This window comes from Pseudomonas sp. ADAK2 TE3594 (assembly GCF_053628675.1).
Genome location: NZ_JBRJGV010000001.1, coordinates 461568 through 479467 on the forward strand (window position 1 = coordinate 461568; position 17900 = coordinate 479467).

The window sequence follows — 17900 nt, forward strand, 5'->3', positions numbered from 1 at the left end:
AAATATCCATATACCCACGAGCCCTGTGGGAGCTGCTGTGTGAGAGGGCAAGCCCAACCGGATCCCGTAGGAGCCAGGCTTGCCGGCGAAGGCGTCCTTAAGTGCGCCTTCGCCGGCAAGCCTGGCTCCTACGAAAAACGGTTCACTCCCACACAAGTGGTGCCCGGTGCCTTAGTGCTGCAGAATCTTCGCGAGGAAGTGCTGTGTACGCTCGGCACGGGCGTTGATGTCGCCGAAGAACTCTTCTTTCTTGCAGTCTTCGATGATCTTGCCCTGGTCCATGAAGATCACCCGGTCCGCTACCTTGCGGGCGAAGCCCATTTCGTGGGTCACGCACATCATGGTCATCCCTTCGTGGGCCAGTTGCACCATCACGTCGAGTACTTCGTTGACCATTTCCGGGTCCAGCGCCGAAGTCGGTTCGTCGAACAGCATGACGATCGGGTCCATCGCCAGCGCACGGGCAATCGCCACACGCTGTTGCTGACCGCCGGAGAGTTGGCCCGGGTGTTTTTTGGCGTGGGCGGAGAGGCCGACGCGCTCAAGCAGTTGCAGGGCTTTTTTGGTGGCTTCTTCCTTGCCGCGGCCCAGCACCTTGATTTGCGCAATGGTCAGGTTATCGATGATGCTCAGGTGCGGGAACAGTTCGAAATGCTGGAACACCATGCCGACGCGCGAACGCAGTTTTGGCAGGTTGGTCTTCGGGTCGGCGATGGAGGTGCCGTCGACCACGATGTCACCTTTCTGGAACGGTTCCAGCGCGTTGACACATTTGATCAGGGTGGATTTTCCGGAACCGGACGGTCCGCACACCACGATCACTTCGCCTTTTTTGACCTCGGTGCTGCAATCAGTCAGTACCTGGAAGTCGCCATACCACTTGTTGATGTTCTTGATAGAGATCATACGGCAAACCTTTTTTGCAGACGCTTGACCAGCAGCGAGGCGGCAAAGCTGATTGTGAAGTACGTGAGACCTGCGAAGATCAGGAACTCATTGGAGCGACCGATGATGTCGCCACTGGCGCGCGAGGCATTGAGGAAATCCACCAGGCCGACCGCGTAAACCAGCGAGGTGTCCTGGAACAGGATGATGCTCTGTTGCAGTAGCAGCGGTGTCATCTTGCGGAACGCTTGCGGCAGGATGATCAATCGCATCATCTGGCCGTAACCCATGCCCAATGCTTGGGCAGCACCCATCTGGCCCTTGGGGATCGATTGCACGCCGGCCCGGACGATTTCGCAGAAGTACGCCGCTTCGAACATCATGAACGCCACGATGCACGAGGCAAATGCGCCGATCGGGGTGTCTTCGCCGGTGATCCAGCGCAGTACGAACGGCACCGCCAGGTAGAACCAGGTGATGACCAGCAGCAGCGGGATCGAGCGGAAGTAGTTAACGTAGGCGCCGGCGATGTTCGACAGCAGTTTGCTGTGGGACAGGCGCATCAGTGCCAGGATCGTGCCGAGGATGATCCCGCCGACGACGCCCAGCGCCATCAGTTGCAGGGTCATGACCATGCCGTTCCACAAACCCGGCAGGGACGGGATGATGCCCGAGAAGTCGAATTCCATCATTTACCCCCTACGGAGATCAGGCCCGGTACGGCGACTTTCTTCTCGACCATGCGCATCAGCAGCATCAGGCCCATGTTCAGCGTGAAGTAGATCAGCGTGGCCAGGGTGAAGGCTTCGAACAGGTTGGCGGAGAACTCTGCGGTCTGTTTGGTCTGCGCGAGCAGTTCCATCAGGCCGATCAGCGATGCCACGGACGAGTTCTTGAATACGTTCAGGAATTCCGAGGTAAGCGGCGGAATGATGATGCGGTATGCCTGGGGCAGCAGCACATTCCAGTAGATCTGCGGCAGCTTGAAGCCCATGGCACGGGCGGCGGATTCCTGACCGCGAGGCAGCGCCTGGATACCGGTGCGCACTTGTTCGCAAACCCGGGCGGTGGTGAACAGACCCAGGCACACGACGACGCTGAGGAAGGCCGAGGTGGTCGGGTTGAGATCCTGCTTGTACCACTCCTGGATGTCCGCAGGCAGCAGGTCGGGCACCAGGAAGTACCAGATGAACAGCTGAACCAGCAGCGGCACGTTACGGAAGAGTTCGACGTAGCAGGTCGCGATGCCCGATACGATGCGATTCGGTACCGTGCGCATGACGCCCAGAATCGAGCCCAGCAGCAGCGCGATGATCCAGGCTGCGACGGCAATGGCGATGGTCCAGCCCAAACCGGAGAGGTACCAGTCGAAATAAATCTCGCTGCCCACGCCGGTGGACTTGAAGAACACGCCCCAGTCCCAGTTGTAATTCATTAGGGTCTCCCCTCGGATTCGTTCGATTTACAAATGCCCGCCTGGGGACTCCGTTCCCGCCCCAACCTTGACGGTCGGGCACACACGAGCGGCTCGACAACCACCGGTTCGAGTGTTTCCAGAAATGCCAGCAGGGAGTGACAACCCCTGAAAGGGCAAAGGCTCTCTCAGGGGATAAGGTTAGTCAGAAATCAGGATTTCTTTTCGTCAGCCGCTTTGTCGGTCGGATTGGCGATCAGGGCCTTGAGCTCTTCGCTCATTGGGAACATCAGGTTCAGGCCTTTTGGCGGAATTGGCTGCATGAACCATTTTTCGTAGATCTTGTTGATCTCGCCGGACTTGTAGGTCGCGATGATGGCGTCGTCGACTGCTTTCTTGAACGGCGCGTCGCCCTTGCGGACCATGCAGCCGTAGATTTCGAAGGATTGTGGTGTGCCGGTCACGGCCCAGTCATCCGGCTTCTTGGCCTTGGCCATTTCGCCAGCCAGCAAGGCGTCGTCCATCATGAAAGCAACGGCACGGCCGGTTTCCAGCATCTGGAAGGACTCGCCGTGGTCTTTGGCGGAGATCACGTTCATGCCCATCTGCTTGTCGGCGTTCATCGACTTGAGGATGCGCTCGGACGTGGTGCCGGCGGTGGTCACGACGTTCTTGCCTTTGAGGTCGGCGAAGTCTTTGTACGGGGAATCTTTCTTGGCCAGCAGCTTGGTGCCGATTTCGAAGATGCCGACGGAGAAGTCAACTTGTTGCTGACGCTCGACGTTGTTGGTGGTGGAACCGCACTCGACGTCCACGGTGCCGTTCTGCACCAGCGGGATACGGGTTTGCGAGGTCACCAGGTTGTATTTGACCTGGAGGTTGGGCATGTCCAGGTCTTTCTTGATGGCTTCGACGATTTTCAGCTGGATATCGTGGGAGTAGCCAACCGGTTTGCCGGAAGCGTCCGCGATATAGGAAAACGGAATGGAAGCGTCACGATGCCCGAGGGTGATGGTGCCGGACTCTTTGATCTTCTTCAGTGTGCCGGTGAGTTCGGCAGCGAAAACTGGAGTGCTAATCAGAGCGGCAGCAATGGCTGCGCCCAGGATATGGGGAACGATGCGCATCAAATTTTCCTCGACATTGTTTTTATATGGAGCCAGTTCATCGGCCCTTTTTGGTGCTTCGAATGCTTGCGGGCTCCTGAAGGGGTGGCGCAGCGAACATTCGTCCAAGAGTGTAGAGCATGACTCGTGCCAGGCCAGACTGAATAGATCAACCTATTGATTTATAAGGGGATTAAATATTTATGGCGAGGTTTTTGATGGCGGTGAAATCCGGTTAACCGAATCGACTGACAGGTCGTGTTCGGAAAACCGAATGTTCAATGTCAGGCGTGCTCGGCGACAAATTGATTGAACCAGGGGCGCAGTCCACCCAAGGTGAATCCACCATCGACCAATAAACTTTGTCCGGTCACGAAGCGCGCGTCCTCGCTCAATAGCCAGGCGACGACATCGGCCACGTCTTCGGGTTGGCCGACTCGTTGCAGGGGCGTGTGCTTGACGAAGGGTAGTGCCAACCGATCATTGGCCAGGACATCACTCGCCATCGGCGTCGCAATCAATCCCGGGCACACATTATTGACCCGGATCTGTTGCGGCCCCACTTCCTGCGCGACCGTGCGCATCATTGCATCCAGCGCGGCTTTGCTGGCGGCGTAGGCAGCCAGCCCCGGCATCGAGCCATGCGCGGTCCAGGACGAGGTATTGACGATCGATCCGGCAATATTGTGTTTGAGCATCGCCGCGATTTCATATTTCAGGCAGGCGAATACGCCGCGAAAATTGGTGGCGATCAACGCGTCGAAGTCCTCGAAACCCAGGTCCTGGAGCGGCTTGAACGGCCCCAATACACCGGCGTTGTTCCAGGCCATGTGCAGGCCACCGAATGTCTGCAGTGTCGTGTCGATCAGTGCTTCGACCTGTTCCGGGTCGGACACGTCGGTGACCACTGCCAATGCCCTGCCTCCGCTTGCGCTGATCTGCCGGGCAACGGCCTCCAGTTCGGCGCCGCGGCGCCCGGCGATCACCACATTGGCCCCCTCAAGCCCAAGGCGCAGGGCTGCGGCCTTGCCCATGCCGGTTCCGCCGCCGGTGATCAGGACGGTGCGGTCGATAAAACGCTGTTTAGTGATATTGGATGCGTGGGTGGTGGTCATATTGGCTCTCTCGGCGAACATCTAAAAAGGTTTCAGTGCGTAATGGCAATCTTGCCGAAATGCCGGCCACCCCCGGCGAGGTGTGCATAGGCCCGACTGACCTCATCAATGGAGTGGATGCTGTCGATCACTGGCAGGAGGCGATTAGCCTCGATCGCTCGAACGGCTTCTCCAAGATCAGCGACAGAGCCGGTGTTGTTACCGACCACTTTTAGCGCTTTGATAATGATCGGCAGCAAGTCCAGTGCGGGCTTCGTGCCGCTTAAAAAGCCGACCGTGAAAACCGTTCCCCCGTACGCCGCGGCATTCAGCGCACGGCCGATAGTTGCCTCTCCGACCGTATCGACAACCAGGTCTGCGCCATGGCCATTGGTGAGCTCCAACACCTGTTGGTCCCACTCGGGGAAAGCCCGGTAATTGATCAGGTAGTCCGCGCCCAGCTGACGGGCCCGCTCCAGTTTCTCGTCATCGGAAGACGTCAGGATCACCGTGGCTCCTGCCGCCTTGGCAAACTGCAAGGCAAAAATACTCACGCCTCCGGTTCCCAATATCACCACGGTGGAGCCGGGACGAATCTGTGCCGCGCGCTGTGCGTTCCATGCCGTGGTTGCGGCAATCGGCAAGGCCGCGCCTTGGGCAAAACTCAAGTGCTCCGGTAAGCGCACCAGGCTGCTGGCAGGAACCACGACGTACTCGGCGAGCGAGCCAGGCAGCGTCACCCCGCGCATGGCCGCCACGTTAGCGGCGCTGATAGGGCCCGCCTGCCAGCGCGGCATGAAATGCGGAATGACCCGTTCGCCCGGTGCGAAGCCCGGCGTGTCGGGACCTGACTGGACAACCTCGCCGGCACCATCGGCGACCGGAATCAAGGGAAACGCAGGGCCTTGAAACTGTCCCGTGGCGATCGCTACATCGACGTAGTTCAAGGTGGCTGCGCGTAACCTCACTAACACCTCGCCCGGGCCGGGGACGGGATCGGGCAGAACGGTGGCGCGAAAAGACTCAAGCGTGGGTGCAAACAGTTCGATGGCTTTCATGGTTGACCTCCTGTGTCGAAGGTTTTGAGTCTATTCAGAAATAAATAGAGATAAACTGGCCAAAAATTTATGCGCTAACAACCAGGACTGTGTAATGGATACGCTGGAAAGCATGCAGGCCTTCGTCGCTATCGTCGAAAAAGGCAGCCTGGTTGCGGCGGCGAAAGTCTGCAACATCTCCGCAACCATGGTGGGCAATCACTTGAGGGCCCTGGAAAAACGCTTGGGCGCGCGGTTGATCAACCGGACCACCCGTAGCGTGCACCTGACTGGATTCGGCGAGGAGTACTTCCCAAAATGTCAGCAGATACTGAGGTTGATCGCCCAAAGCGATGTCCTTGCTCAGGATCAATTGCTGGTACCGGCCGGGAAATTACGCATCAGTGCTCCCGTTTCGTTCGGGACCCAGGCGCTGGTGCCGGCATTGTCTGAATACATGGCCCTTTATCCCGAGGTGCGGGTGCAGCTCACCCTGGCTGATCGCGTCGTCGATCTAGTGGAGGAGGGCTTTGAGGCGGCGATACGCATTGGCACATTGCCCGATTCGGGCCTGATCGCGCGCCCTCTGGCGCCTTACCGAATGATCATTTGTGCATCGCCCGACTACCTGCAGCGTCGTGGGACGCCACGGGAGCCGGAGGAGCTTGGGCAGCATGAATGCCTGTCCTTTAGTCAGTCGGCGTTGACCGATTGGCGTCTGAAAAGTCGCGAGCGGACTGTCCGGGTGGCAATCGACGGGCATTTGCAGATCAATAACGGTCAGGCCCTGCGGATTGCCGCACTGCATGGGGTCGGGATTGTCATGCAGCCTGCCGTATTGCTCGAAGCCGATATTCGGGAAGGACGACTGGTGCAGCTGTTCGCCGACTATGAGTTGACCAGCCGCCCCATGCACCTGGTTTATCTACCGGACCGATACCGCTCCTCGACGCTGAGCAGCTTCGTAAACTTCATGCTGGAGCGGTTTGCCTGACCTTCGCGCGGTGTCAGTTTCTTTGATCTTCCCTTAAACAGAAAAGCCCCTGAATCTCACGATTCAGGGGCTTTTGTTTAACCGAATTGCCGATCAGGCCGCTTCGATCTTGCTGCGGTTCTGCTCGACCTTGTTCAGGTAATCCTTGAGCTTCTGCTGCTCGGCCGGCGTAGTGAACAGCCCAAGCTTGCTGCGGCGCCACAGAATGTCGTGGGCGGTGGTCGCCCACTCTTCGCTGCACAGGTAATCGACTTCGCGGGTGTAGAGACCGCCGCCGATGTGTTCGCCCAGGTCGCTGAGGCTTTCCACGCCTTCGAGCATGCGCCAGGTGCGGCTGCCGTAAGTGGTGGCCCAGCGTCGGGCGATTTCGGTGGGCACCCAGTCGAACTTGTCGCGGATCCGCGAGCTCAAGGCTTGCGGGGTGGTCATGTCTTCGCCGCCGGGCAGGGTGGCGCTGGCAGTCCAGCTCGGCTTGATGTGCGCGAAGTACGGGGCCAGTTGCGCCAGCGCCGACTCGGCCAGTTTGCGGTAAGTCGTCAGTTTGCCGCCGAACACCGACAGCAACGGCGCTTCTTCGGCACTGCCCGACAATGCCAGGGTGTAGTCGCGGGTGACGGCCGACGGGTTGTCGGATTCGTCGTTGCACAGCGGGCGAACACCGGAATAGCTGTGCAGGATATCGTCGCGGCTGATTTGCTTCTTGAAGTGGGCGTTGACCACTTTGAGCAGGTAATCGGTTTCGCCTTCGGTGATTGCAACTGCTGCCGGGTCACCGGTGTACTCGCGGTCGGTAGTGCCGATCAGGGTGAAGTGGTTCAGGTACGGAATGGTGAACACGATGCGCTGATCTTCGTTTTGCAGAATGTGCGCGTGTTCGCCTTCATACAGCTTCGGCACGATCAGGTGGCTGCCCTGGATCAAACGGATGCCGTACGGCGATTCCATCTTCAGGTCATCACGGATGAACTTGGCGACCCACGGGCCGGCTGCATTCACCAGCGCTTTGGCGCGGATCGAAAACAGGCTGCCATCGGCGCGTTCCAGATTCAGGTGCCACAGGCCCTTGGTGCGACGGGCACTGACGCAGCGGGTCTGGGTGTGAACGTGAGCGCCTTTCTCGCGGGCGGCCATGGCGTTCAGCACGACCAGGCGTGCGTCATCGACCCAGCAATCGGAATATTCGAAGCCTTTGGTGATTTCGCTTTTCAGTGCACTGTCCGGGCCGAACTTCAGGCTTTTCGAGCCTTCGAGTTTTTCCCGTTTGCCGAGGTGATCATAAAGGAACAGGCCGGCGCGGATCATCCAGGCCGGACGCAGGTGTGGGCGGTGCGGCAGCACGAAGCGCATCTGTTTGACGATGTGCGGTGCCTTGGCCAGCAATACTTCGCGCTCGGCGAGGGCTTCGCGCACCAGGCGAAATTCGTAATGTTCGAGGTAGCGCAGACCGCCGTGGATCAGCTTGCTGCTGGCGGACGAGGTGTGGCTGGCCAGGTCATCCTTTTCGCAAAGGAACACCGAAAGACCGCGACCGGCGGCATCCGCTGCGATCCCCACGCCATTGATCCCACCACCGATGACGGCGATATCGTAGACCTCGGCGAGAGGGGGCATAGGCAAGGTAGAAGTGGGCATCGGCTGGCCTCGGGTTTTTGAATTTCTATATTTGAATTCGAACATTAATGTTCATTTGCGAAAATATTAGCCCATAAAGACGCCCGCAGCCAGTGTGCTTCGATTGAAAATACTGATCGAAGGGCGGTTAAAGGAAAATTTTCGAACATTTAGACGTGCGGAGGAGCGCTAGAGGTGTGTTGCGAATGCGGCCGTCATCGCGGGCAAGCCCGCTCCCACAAGGTTTGCGCAATCCTTGTAGGAGCCAGGCTTGCCGGCGAAGGCGTACTCAAGGGCGCCTTCGCCGGCAAGCCTGGCTCCTACAGGTTGTTTAACCACCTTCGGTGTTAAACCACTTCCAACCGAATCTTGTGCTGGCTCAACAACTGCGCCAAGGCCGGCGAAGGCTGCTGATCGGTGACCAGGCAATCGATCAGGCTGATCGGCCCCAGGCGAATCATGGCGTTGCGCCCGAATTTGCTGGAGTCAGCCGCCAGAATCACCTGCCGGGCGTTGGCGATGATCGCCTGGGATACTCGTACTTCCTGATAATCGAAGTCCAGCAAACTGCCGTCTTCATCAATACCGCTGATGCCGACCAGCGCGAAGTCGACCTTGAACTGGTTAATGAAGTCGACACTCGCCTGACCAACCACGCCACCGTCACGCCGCACGTTGCCACCGGTCAGCAGCACGTCGAAATCGTCCTTGGCGCTGAGCATCGAGGCCACATGCAGGTTGTTGGTGATGATCTTCAGGTGGTTGTGGTTGAGCAGCGCCCGAGCGATGGATTCGGTGGTGGTGCCGATATTGATGAACAGCGAGGCGTGATCGGGAATCTGAGCGGCAATGGCTTCGCCGATACGCTGCTTTTCATCGCGCATCTGGTCGGCGCGCATCGCGTAGGCGGTGTTTTCGACGCTGGAGTCGTAGGCTGCGCCGCCGTGGTAGCGACGCAACAGATTCACTTCCGCCAGTTGATTGATATCGCGGCGGATGGTTTGCGGTGTAACGACGAACAGCTGGGCCATTTCCTCGATGCTGACATAGCCGCGTTCGCGGACCAGTTCGAGGATTTGCTGCTGACGGGGAGGCAGATTCATGGGGCTTCCTTTGGGCTGCCGTGCAAAATTTGCCCATGATGCCGGAGGAATCTGCTCCCTGCCAGTTAGAACCCGTCCTTGGCTTATTCAGCGCCTTCGTGCGGTTCCCAGTCGCGAGTGCGGCTGACGGCTTTTTTCCAGCCGGCGTAGAGTTTTTCCTTCGCGGTTTCGTCCAGCGTCGGTTCGAACTCGCGCTCGATCACTGCCTTGCCGCGCAACTCGTCCAGGCTGCCCCAGAAGCCACACGCCAGACCCGCCAGGTAAGCCGCGCCCAACGCTGTGGTTTCGCGCATTTGCGGACGCTCGACCTGAGTGCCGAGGATGTCGGCCTGGAATTGCATCAGGAAGTTGTTCGCCACTGCGCCGCCGTCCACGCGCAGGGACTTCAGGCGTTCGCCGGAATCCTGTTGCATGGCGTCCAGAACGTCGCGGGTCTGGTAGGCAATCGATTCCAGCGCGGCGCGAATGATGTGATCCACGCGTACGCCACGGGTCAGGCCGAACAGCGCGCCACGGGCATACGGGTCCCAGTACGGAGCACCCAGGCCGGTGAAGGCCGGCACCAGGTACACGCCGTTGCTGTCCTTGACCTTGTTGGCGAAGTATTCGGTGTCGTGGGCGTCGTTGATGATCTTCAACTCGTCACGCAGCCACTGCACGGTGGAGCCACCGTTGAACACTGCGCCTTCCAGGGCGTAGGCCACTTCGCCACGCGGGCCGCAAGCGATGGTGGTGAGCATGCCGTGTTTGGATTTCACTGCTTTGTCGCCGGTGTTCATCAGCAGGAAGCAACCGGTGCCGTAGGTGTTTTTCGCTTGGCCTGGCTCGACGCACATTTGGCCGAAGAGGGCCGCCTGCTGGTCGCCGGCGATGCCGCCAATGGCGATGCCGCTTTTGGTGTGGCCGTAGATTTCGGACGACGATTTAACTTCCGGGAGCATCTCACGCGGGATGTCGAGGACTTCCAGCATCTTCGCGTCCCACTCCAGCGTATGGATATTGAAGAGCATGGTGCGCGAGGCGTTGGTGTAGTCGGTGACATGTACCTTGCCGCCGGTGAATTTCCAGATCAGCCAGCTATCGATGGTGCCGAACAGCAGTTCACCCTTGCGTGCACGCTCACGGCTGCCTTCGACGTTGTCGAGGATCCACTTGAGCTTGGTGCCAGAGAAGTACGGGTCGGTGACCAGGCCAGTGGTGTCGCTGATGTACTGCTCGTGACCGTCGCGCTTGAGCTGTTGGCAGATTTCAGTGCTGCGGCGGCACTGCCAGACGATCGCGTTGTAGATCGGGCGGCCGGTGGTCTTGTCCCAGACCACGGTGGTTTCGCGCTGGTTGGTGATGCCGATGGCCGCGACCTGGTCGTGATGCAGGCCGGCTTGAGCCAGAGCCTCGACCATCACGGCGCTTTGGGTGGCGAAGATTTCCATCGGGTCATGCTCGACCCAGCCGGCTTGTGGGTAATGCTGTGCAAATTCGCGTTGGGCGGTGCAGACCACGTTCGCGTCACGGTCGAAAATGATCGCGCGGGAGCTGGTCGTACCCTGATCGAGGGCAATGATGTAGTTCTTATTCTGTATGTCGGTCATGTCGATTGCCTTGGACGAAAATTAGGAAGTGAGGTCAGGCGCGGGACCACATGGGCAGGATCACGCGCCAACGGTTTCAAGACGTTCTTGGTTTGCCGTCAATGGCCGGTGCTGCATCCTTTGTAGCAGGTATGGCGCTGGGCAGATGGCGGGCAATCAGCCCGCGATAAGCTGCAGCACCGAGGCAGGCACCGACAATCGGTGCAAAAATCGGGATCAGGAAGTACGGGATATCGCGCCCGCCGGTGAAGGAAATTTCACCCCAGCCTGCGAAGAAAGTCATTAGTTTTGGACCGAAGTCACGGGCCGGGTTCATCGCAAAACCAGTCAGCGGGCCCATCGAGCTACCAATAACGGCAATCAGCAGGCCGATCAGCAACGGTGCCAGCGGCCCTTTGGGCAGGCCATTGTTGTCGTCGGTCAGCGACATGATCACGCCCATCAGGATGGCGGTGATGATCACTTCAACCAAAAAGGCCTGAGCTGTGGTCAGGGCAGGGTTCGGGAAGGTGGAGAACACCGAAGCCAATTCAAGGCTGGCTTGGGTGCCACGAACCATTTGGTGAGTTTGTTCGAAATCGAAGAAAAGGTTGCTGTATAGCGTGTAAACCAACAAGGCTCCGCAGAAGGCGCCGGCCACCTGGGAGAAGATATAGAAAGGCAGTTTGCGCTTTTCGAAGTCAGCGAAAATGCTCAGCGCGATACTCACGGCAGGATTTAGGTGCGCACCGGAAACGCCGGCGGTGAGGTAGATCGCCATGCTGACGCCAACCCCCCAGATGATGCTGATTTCCCATAGCCCGAAGCTGGCACCCGCCACCTTGAGCGCGGCAACACAGCCAGTACCGAAAAAGATTAGCAGTGCAGTACCCAAAAACTCGGCCATGCATTGGCTCGAGAGCGACGGTTGTTGTAAAGCAGTTGTCATTGAAAACCTCGTTTTTGTTGTTGTCTGGCGCTTTTTCATCAAGGTCAAAGCGCGATTTTCACCGAGGAGGATCCCCATCCTGGGCTCGGCTTGCTGCTGGGTGCTGCAGTGAGACATTCGTACAGTATTCAGATTCGAAAAAATATAGACAAGAAACGCTGCTGTCAAAGGTCGAAAGTGAACTGTCAGTCATATTTCAACTATTAGTCACGTGAATGACCGCATCGTTCATCGGGCAGGCTGACCGTGGACGAACGGCACAGAAGCCCGGCCAAGCTTTTGAAATAGCGTTGTAATAGAGCCTTTTATCGATCAATGACCTAGAATCTGCGCAGTATTTTTTCTTCTGCCGCCAAGCTTGGAGCTGTCATGACCCCCGCATTGGATTTGTTGAAAAAAGTTCGTGCCGAACATCGCGTGCACAGTTACGAACATGATCCGAAGGCCGCGTCCTATGGTCTGGAGGCCGCGGAAAAACTGGGCTTGGACCCGGCCCAGGTGTTCAAGACTTTGCTGGCGGCCAGCGAAAAGGGGGAGCTGTTGGTGGCAGTGGTGCCGGTCGTCGGAAGTCTGGACTTGAAGGCGCTGGCGCATGCTGCTGGCGTGAAAAAAGTCGAAATGGCTGATCCCGCGGCTGCACAGCGATCGACAGGGTATCTGTTAGGGGGTATCAGTCCGCTCGGGCAGAAGAAGCGCCTGCGTACCTTTATTGACAGTTCAGCTCAGCCTTTTTCCAGCATCTTCGTCAGCGCCGGACGGCGTGGTCTGGAAGTTGAGCTGGCGCCCGCCGTATTGGCCGAGCACACCCAGGCGAAATTCGCCGATATCGGTCGCGCCTGAGCAGAAGGCCTCGGGCGTTCAGCCCGGCGCTGTGTGGGGGAAATTGATTCGCCCTGTCTCTGGAGAAGGACTCTTCGTGGCTCCATGCTCGTCGACCTGAAAAAGGGAGAAGTTGGGTTAACCAAAATCCAATGTGGGAGCGGGCTTGCTCGCGAAGGGGTCATAACATTCAACATCTTTGTTGACTGTTACACCGCTTTCGCGAGCAAGCCCGCTCCCACATGTGTCCGCGTTGTTCAGCTGGCAGTGCTGTACCGCCGAACACCGGATTCGATCACCGGAATTTGCGCCGCCGTGCTGCCGTTCGCCTGGAACAACACCAGGTGTTCAGCCGCCACCCGAATACCTACTTCAGCACCGACCAGATGATCGGCATGACTCGGGAAAATCGACTCCAGCTGTGCGCCTGTAGGCAACTGCAAGCGGTACAGGGTTGATGCCCCCTGGAAGCTCTTGCCGACAATCTGCGCCCTCAGTGGGCTGTCCGGCGCATAGACGATATCGTCCGGACGCAACAATACATCCACAGCACAACCGATTGGCCAGGTGTAGGCACGGTTGCCGCGCAATTCACCCAGCTCGGTCTGCACCGATTCCGGGCTGCTCAACTGACCGCGAATGAAGTAACCCTGGCCAATGAAACTGGCCACGAATGGCGTCAGTGGTTCGTGATAGAGGTTGTAGGGCGTGTCCCACTGCTCCAGGCGACCTTCCTTGAAAACGCCCACGTGGTCGCTGACCGCGAAGGCTTCTTCCTGATCGTGGGTCACCAGGATCGCACTGGTGCCGCGAGCCTTGAGAATGTCACGTACCTCATGACTGAGCTTGCGTCGTAGTTCACCGTCGAGGTTGGAGAACGGCTCATCGAGCAACAGCAGTTGCGGTTCCGGCGCCAGGGCGCGGGCGAGGGCGACACGTTGCTGCTGGCCACCGGACAGCTCATGGGGGAAGCGCTTGCCGAGGTTTTTCAGGTTGACCAGTTCGAGCAGCTCTTCGGTGATGCGATCCTTTTGCGGGTGCTTGCGGATCCCGAAAGCGATGTTCTCGGCCACGCTCAAATGCGGAAACAGTGCGTAATCCTGGAACACCATGCCGATCCGGCGTTTCTCCGGGGCGAGGGTGAAGCCGGCGCTGGAGATGGTCTCGCCCGCCAGCTGGATTTCACCTTCGTGCACCGGTTCAAAACCGGCAATTGCCCGCAGGGTGGTGGTTTTGCCGCAGCCCGAAGACCCCAGCAGGCAACCGATATCACCGGCATTCAAATGCAGGTTGAGGTTCTGCACGACCCGCTGGTTTTGGTAACCGCAGGCCAGATTGCGCAGGTTCAGCAGTAAGGTCTGGCTCATGCGTGGTGGTACGAAGGCGGGACCAGAAACTCAAGCAGGGCCTTTTGTGCGTGAAGACGGTTTTCGGCTTGATCCCAGGCCACCGAGCGCGAGTCGTCGAGCAGGTCAAGGCTGATTTCCTCGCCACGGTGGGCCGGCAGGCAATGCATGAACAGCACGTCCGGCACGGCCAGGTCGAGCAGGGCACGGTTGACCTGGAACGGTGCGAACAACTTCAGGCGCTTGGCGGTTTCCTCTTCCTGGCCCATGGAGGTCCAGACGTCGGTGCTCACCAGGTGCGCGCCGCGCACGGCTTCCTGCGGATCGCGGATGATGGTCACCCGATCGCCGGCTTTAGCCACGAACTCAGGGTTGGGTTCGTAACCTTCCGGGCAGGCGATGCGCAACTGGAAGTCGAACTGGATCGCCGCTTCTATATAGCTGTTGCACATGTTGTTGCCATCGCCGATCCAGGCCACGGTCTTGCCTTGAATCGAACCGCGGTGTTCGAGGAAAGTTTGCATGTCGGCCAGCAACTGGCATGGGTGCAGGTCATCGGACAGGCCGTTGATCACCGGCACGCGGGAGTTGGCGGCGAATTCGGTCAGGGTGCTGTGGGCAAAGGTACGGATCATCACCGCATCGAGCATGCTCGACATGACGATGGCGCAGTCGCCGATCGGCTCGCCGCGACCCAGTTGCGTATCGCGTGGCGACAGGAAGATCGCCTGGCCACCGAGCTGGATCATGCCGGCTTCAAACGAGATACGGGTGCGGGTCGAGGACTTCTCGAAGATCATCCCCAGGACGCGGTTCTTCAAAGGCTCGAACAGTACGCCGCGGTTACGCAGGTCCTTGAGCTCAACGCCTCGACGGATCACGCTGACCAGCTCTTCGGGCGTGCAATCCATCAGGGAGAGAAAGTGCCTTGCGCTCATCATTGACTACCTTTTTGCAACAGACCGCAGATACTCAAAGCCTTGTTTAACTGAAAAACGGGCGAGACCTGCGGCGTAAGCCGCACGGGGCGACGAAATAGGGGAAGGCGCGATATTGACATTAAATGTCGCGTTTTTCCAATGGGCTACGGTGTTTAGGGGATTTCAGAGGGGCTACGGGTGACCGCAGTAGCGCTTTTGAAGCCTGTTTCCTGACAGCAGCCAACCATTTGTACACCGCGCTCGCCGGGCTTGGCAATCAAACAGGGCGCGGGCGACACGCTGGCGGTCGGTTTTTGACCTGTCATTCGGGCCGTTGGCGGGCATTGTGTCTTGTCCGAAACATTTGCTAAAGCAAAGTGCTGGGTTATAACTAGAGCACGAGCGACGCAGGAAGCCCTTGGAATGGAATCGAAAGAACAGCTGTTGATAGAGCTACTTGGCCTTACGGCCCGCTCGCTGACCCACCTCACTGCTTCCATGACCTCGATGTCTTTCGAGCTGTTGCGCAGTGAAGACGAAGTCACGAAGGTAGCTGGCCGGCGCATGATCGACCGCATGGCGACCGTCAGCGCCGGGCTCGACGAGCATTGGCGACTGATCGGCGAGCTCACCGGCGTGCATGTTGCCCATGAGCAGATCGAAACCATCGAGGAGATCCAGTTGCAGGCGCCGCCGAGTCTGCCGTCGAACTGATCCCTTGCTGCCATTGGCTGGCCTGATGGCCGCCGATTCACAAGACGAACGTCGCTGGCCAAGGGGTGAGTCGCGCGCCATAGTTTTGTTCCCGCGGCCGATATTGCCCGCCCAGAACAAAACAGAGACTGGCCATGACCAAGACTCTCCATCACCGTGCGTGCCACCTGTGTGAAGCCATCTGCGGCCTGACCATCGAAACCACCGAGGTCGAAGGCAGCGGCGTACAGATCACCTCGATCAAGGGTGATCCACAGGACACCTTCAGCCGCGGGCATATCTGCCCCAAAGCGGTTGCCCTGCAAGACATCCAGAACGATCCGGATCGCCTGCGTCAGCCGATGCTGCGAGTAGGCAGCGAATGGCAGCCTATCGAGTGGGAAGATGCTTTCAGCCTTGTGGCCGAACGCCTGGCGGCGATTCAGGAGCGTTACGGGCAGAACGCGGTGGCGGTCTATCAGGGCAACCCCAGCGTGCACAATTACGGGTTGATGACTCACAGCAACTACTTCCTCGGCCTGCTGAAAACCCGTAACCGGTTTTCCGCGACGTCGGTCGACCAGTTGCCCCATCACCTGACCAGTCATTTGATGTACGGCCACGGCTTGCTGTTGCCGATCCCGGACATCGATCACACCGATTTCATGTTGATCCTGGGCGGTAATCCACTGGCCTCCAATGGCAGCATCATGACCGTGCCGGATGTAGAGAAGCGCCTCAAGGCGATTCAGGCGCGGGGCGGCAAAGTGGTGGTGGTCGATCCGCGTCGCAGCGAAACGGCGGCGATTGCCGATCAGCATTTGTTCGTGCGCCCCGGTGGCGATGCGGCGCTGTTGTTCGGGCTGCTCAATACCTTGTTTGCCGAAGGCTTGACCCACGACAGTCATTTACCGGTCGATGGCCTGGATGAAGTGCGTGAGGCAATCGCGGGTTTTACCGCCGAGGCCATGAGCCCGCTGTGCGCGGTGCCCGCCGAGCAGATCCGCCAACTGGCGCGCGACTTCGCGGCAGCGCCGACAGCGGTCTGTTACGGCCGCATGGGCGTTTCGACCCAGGCTTTCGGTACCCTGTGCCATTGGCTGGTGCAACTGATCAACCTGGTCACCGGCAATCTCGACCGGGTGGGCGGTGCGTTGTGCACCGAGCCTGCGGTGGATCTGGTGGCATCGACCTCGGGCGGGCATTTCAACCGGTGGCAGAGCCGGGTGTCCGGGCGTCCGGAATACTCTGGAGAACTGCCGGTATCGGCGCTGGCCGAAGAGATGCTCACCGAAGGGGAAGGGCAGGTCCGCGCGCTGATCACCGTGGCGGGTAATCCGGTGCTGTCCACGCCCAATGGCCGACAACTGGAGCAGGCGCTGGACGGGTTGGAGTTCATGGTCAGCGTTGACCTGTACATCAATGAAACCACGCGTTATGCCGACCTGATCCTGCCGTCGACGTCTGCGCTGGAAAACGATCATTACGACACTACGTTCAACATGTTCGCGGTGCGCAACGTCACCCGCTTCAACCGGGCGATCCTCGCCAAGCCCGAAGGCGCACTGCATGACTGGGAAATCTTCGTGGGGCTGGCCAAAGCCTTTGCGGCGAAGACTGGCAAGGAGCTGAAACCGACCATCGCGCCAGCGCAGATGATCGACCGAGGGCTACGGATGGGGTTCTATGGCGACGCTTCGGAACACAAGCTGTCGCTGGCGACCTTGTTCGATCATCCTCACGGTATCGATCTCGGGGCGCTCAAACCCAACCTGGCGTCACGCTTGAAAACGGTCAATCAGCGAGTCCAGGCGGCACCTGCCGAAATTCTCGCCGACCTTGCGCGCTTCGCGGCACTGCAAGCACCGGTCGCCGATGAGCTGCTGATGATCGGCCGCCGTCATGTGCGTAGTAACAACTCATGGATGCACAACTATCACCGCCTGGTGAAGGGCAAGCCGCGTCATCAACTGCTGATGCACCCGGACGACTTGGCCAGCCGCGGGCTCAGCGACGGGCAGCGGGTGCGCGTCAGTTCGCGGGTCGGTGTGATCGAGGTTGAAGTGATCGCCAGCCTGGATATGATGAAAGGTGTGGTCAGCCTTCCTCACGGTTGGGGTCACGCGCGACCGGGTGTGCAGATGACAATTGCCAGCGGCCAACCCGGCTCCAGCGCCAATGACCTGACTGACGAATGTCAGCTCGATGAGTTGTCGGGCAACGCGGCGTTGAACGGCGTACCGGTGACCGTGGCGGCGGCGTGAACATGACTGTCGGGGAGGCCGAGCATGGCGCTCGGGTTTCCGTTACAATGCGCCACCGTGCCGACCACTGAGTCGGAAAGTTCAGCCGAGGTGCTCC

At 59.0% G+C, this 17900-nt stretch carries 16 protein-coding genes; 4 read left to right on the forward strand and 12 right to left on the reverse strand.

Translation table 11 applies throughout. The annotated features are described in order from the left end of the window. Window positions 1–171 precede the first annotated feature (171 nt). The 6 genes from AB7M22_RS01985 to AB7M22_RS02010 form a co-directional block, all read right to left on the reverse strand. Window positions 172–906 (reverse strand): amino acid ABC transporter ATP-binding protein, encoded by a 735-nt coding sequence (locus AB7M22_RS01985; protein WP_007898528.1) that lies wholly within the window; start codon window positions 904–906, stop codon window positions 172–174. Next, window positions 903–1574 (reverse strand): amino acid ABC transporter permease, encoded by a 672-nt coding sequence (locus AB7M22_RS01990; RefSeq protein WP_032835350.1) that lies wholly within the window; start codon window positions 1572–1574, stop codon window positions 903–905. The genes AB7M22_RS01985 and AB7M22_RS01990 overlap by 4 nt, the downstream gene beginning before the upstream one ends. Then, window positions 1574–2320 carry an amino acid ABC transporter permease gene (locus AB7M22_RS01995; protein ID WP_008009324.1) on the reverse strand — a complete coding sequence of 249 codons (747 nt, stop codon included), beginning with the start codon at window positions 2318–2320 and terminating at the stop codon, window positions 1574–1576. Before AB7M22_RS01995 ends, AB7M22_RS01990 begins: the two co-directional genes overlap by 1 nt. Window positions 2321–2511: 191 nt before the next feature. Further along, window positions 2512–3426, reverse strand: coding sequence for a glutamate/aspartate ABC transporter substrate-binding protein (locus AB7M22_RS02000; RefSeq protein ID WP_123719542.1), 915 nt, complete (start codon window positions 3424–3426; stop codon window positions 2512–2514). A 263-nt stretch (window positions 3427–3689) separates the two neighbouring features. Continuing rightward, window positions 3690–4520 carry an SDR family NAD(P)-dependent oxidoreductase gene (locus AB7M22_RS02005; RefSeq protein WP_454185068.1) on the reverse strand — a complete coding sequence of 277 codons (831 nt, stop codon included), beginning with the start codon at window positions 4518–4520 and terminating at the stop codon, window positions 3690–3692. A gap of 32 nt (window positions 4521–4552) precedes the next feature. Then, entirely contained in the window at window positions 4553–5557 is a 1005-nt protein-coding gene (locus AB7M22_RS02010; protein ID WP_454185069.1) for a zinc-dependent alcohol dehydrogenase family protein, read from the reverse strand. A gap of 94 nt (window positions 5558–5651) precedes the next feature. On the opposite strand from AB7M22_RS02010, the gene AB7M22_RS02015 reads away from it, so the two are divergent. Next, window positions 5652–6530: a LysR family transcriptional regulator gene (locus tag AB7M22_RS02015; RefSeq protein ID WP_454185070.1), complete on the forward strand. Its 879-nt coding sequence runs from the start codon at window positions 5652–5654 to the stop codon at window positions 6528–6530. Between the two features lie 93 nt (window positions 6531–6623). Here the strand turns inward: AB7M22_RS02015 and glpD are convergent, their stop codons facing one another. From glpD to AB7M22_RS02035, 4 genes are all read right to left on the reverse strand, one after another. Next, window positions 6624–8162 carry a glycerol-3-phosphate dehydrogenase gene (glpD, locus tag AB7M22_RS02020; protein ID WP_454185071.1) on the reverse strand — a complete coding sequence of 513 codons (1539 nt, stop codon included), beginning with the start codon at window positions 8160–8162 and terminating at the stop codon, window positions 6624–6626. Between the two features lie 326 nt (window positions 8163–8488). Further along, window positions 8489–9244 carry a DeoR/GlpR family transcriptional regulator gene (locus AB7M22_RS02025; RefSeq protein ID WP_007898523.1) on the reverse strand — a complete coding sequence of 252 codons (756 nt, stop codon included), beginning with the start codon at window positions 9242–9244 and terminating at the stop codon, window positions 8489–8491. Window positions 9245–9327: 83 nt separating this feature from the next. Continuing rightward, window positions 9328–10833 (reverse strand): glycerol kinase GlpK, encoded by a 1506-nt coding sequence (gene glpK / locus AB7M22_RS02030; protein WP_007898522.1) that lies wholly within the window; start codon window positions 10831–10833, stop codon window positions 9328–9330. 76 nt (window positions 10834–10909) lie between these two features. Continuing rightward, complete coding sequence (locus AB7M22_RS02035; protein WP_095632278.1) at window positions 10910–11761, reverse strand: MIP/aquaporin family protein; 852 nt, start codon at window positions 11759–11761, stop codon at window positions 10910–10912. A gap of 369 nt (window positions 11762–12130) precedes the next feature. Between AB7M22_RS02035 and ybaK the strand changes: the two genes are divergently transcribed. Continuing rightward, window positions 12131–12601, forward strand: coding sequence for a Cys-tRNA(Pro) deacylase (gene ybaK, locus AB7M22_RS02040; protein ID WP_007898520.1), 471 nt, complete (start codon window positions 12131–12133; stop codon window positions 12599–12601). 236 nt (window positions 12602–12837) lie between these two features. On the opposite strand, the gene AB7M22_RS02045 is transcribed toward ybaK, so the two are convergent. Next, the gene (locus tag AB7M22_RS02045; protein WP_095051346.1) at window positions 12838–13947 is read right to left on the reverse strand and encodes an ABC transporter ATP-binding protein; all 1110 of its coding nucleotides are present in this window, start codon (window positions 13945–13947) and stop codon (window positions 12838–12840) included. After that, window positions 13944–14864 (reverse strand): ornithine carbamoyltransferase, encoded by a 921-nt coding sequence (gene argF / locus AB7M22_RS02050; protein ID WP_454185072.1) that lies wholly within the window; start codon window positions 14862–14864, stop codon window positions 13944–13946. Before argF ends, AB7M22_RS02045 begins: the two co-directional genes overlap by 4 nt. 405 nt (window positions 14865–15269) lie before the next feature. On the opposite strand from argF, the gene AB7M22_RS02055 reads away from it, so the two are divergent. Beyond that, window positions 15270–15560, forward strand: a complete 291-nt coding sequence (locus tag AB7M22_RS02055; protein WP_454185073.1) for a hypothetical protein — start codon at window positions 15270–15272, stop codon at window positions 15558–15560. A gap of 134 nt (window positions 15561–15694) precedes the next feature. After that, on the forward strand, window positions 15695–17803 hold the full coding sequence (locus AB7M22_RS02060; RefSeq protein ID WP_454185074.1) for a molybdopterin oxidoreductase family protein: 2109 nt from the start codon (window positions 15695–15697) through the stop codon (window positions 17801–17803). The last annotated feature ends 97 nt before the right edge of the window (window positions 17804–17900 follow it).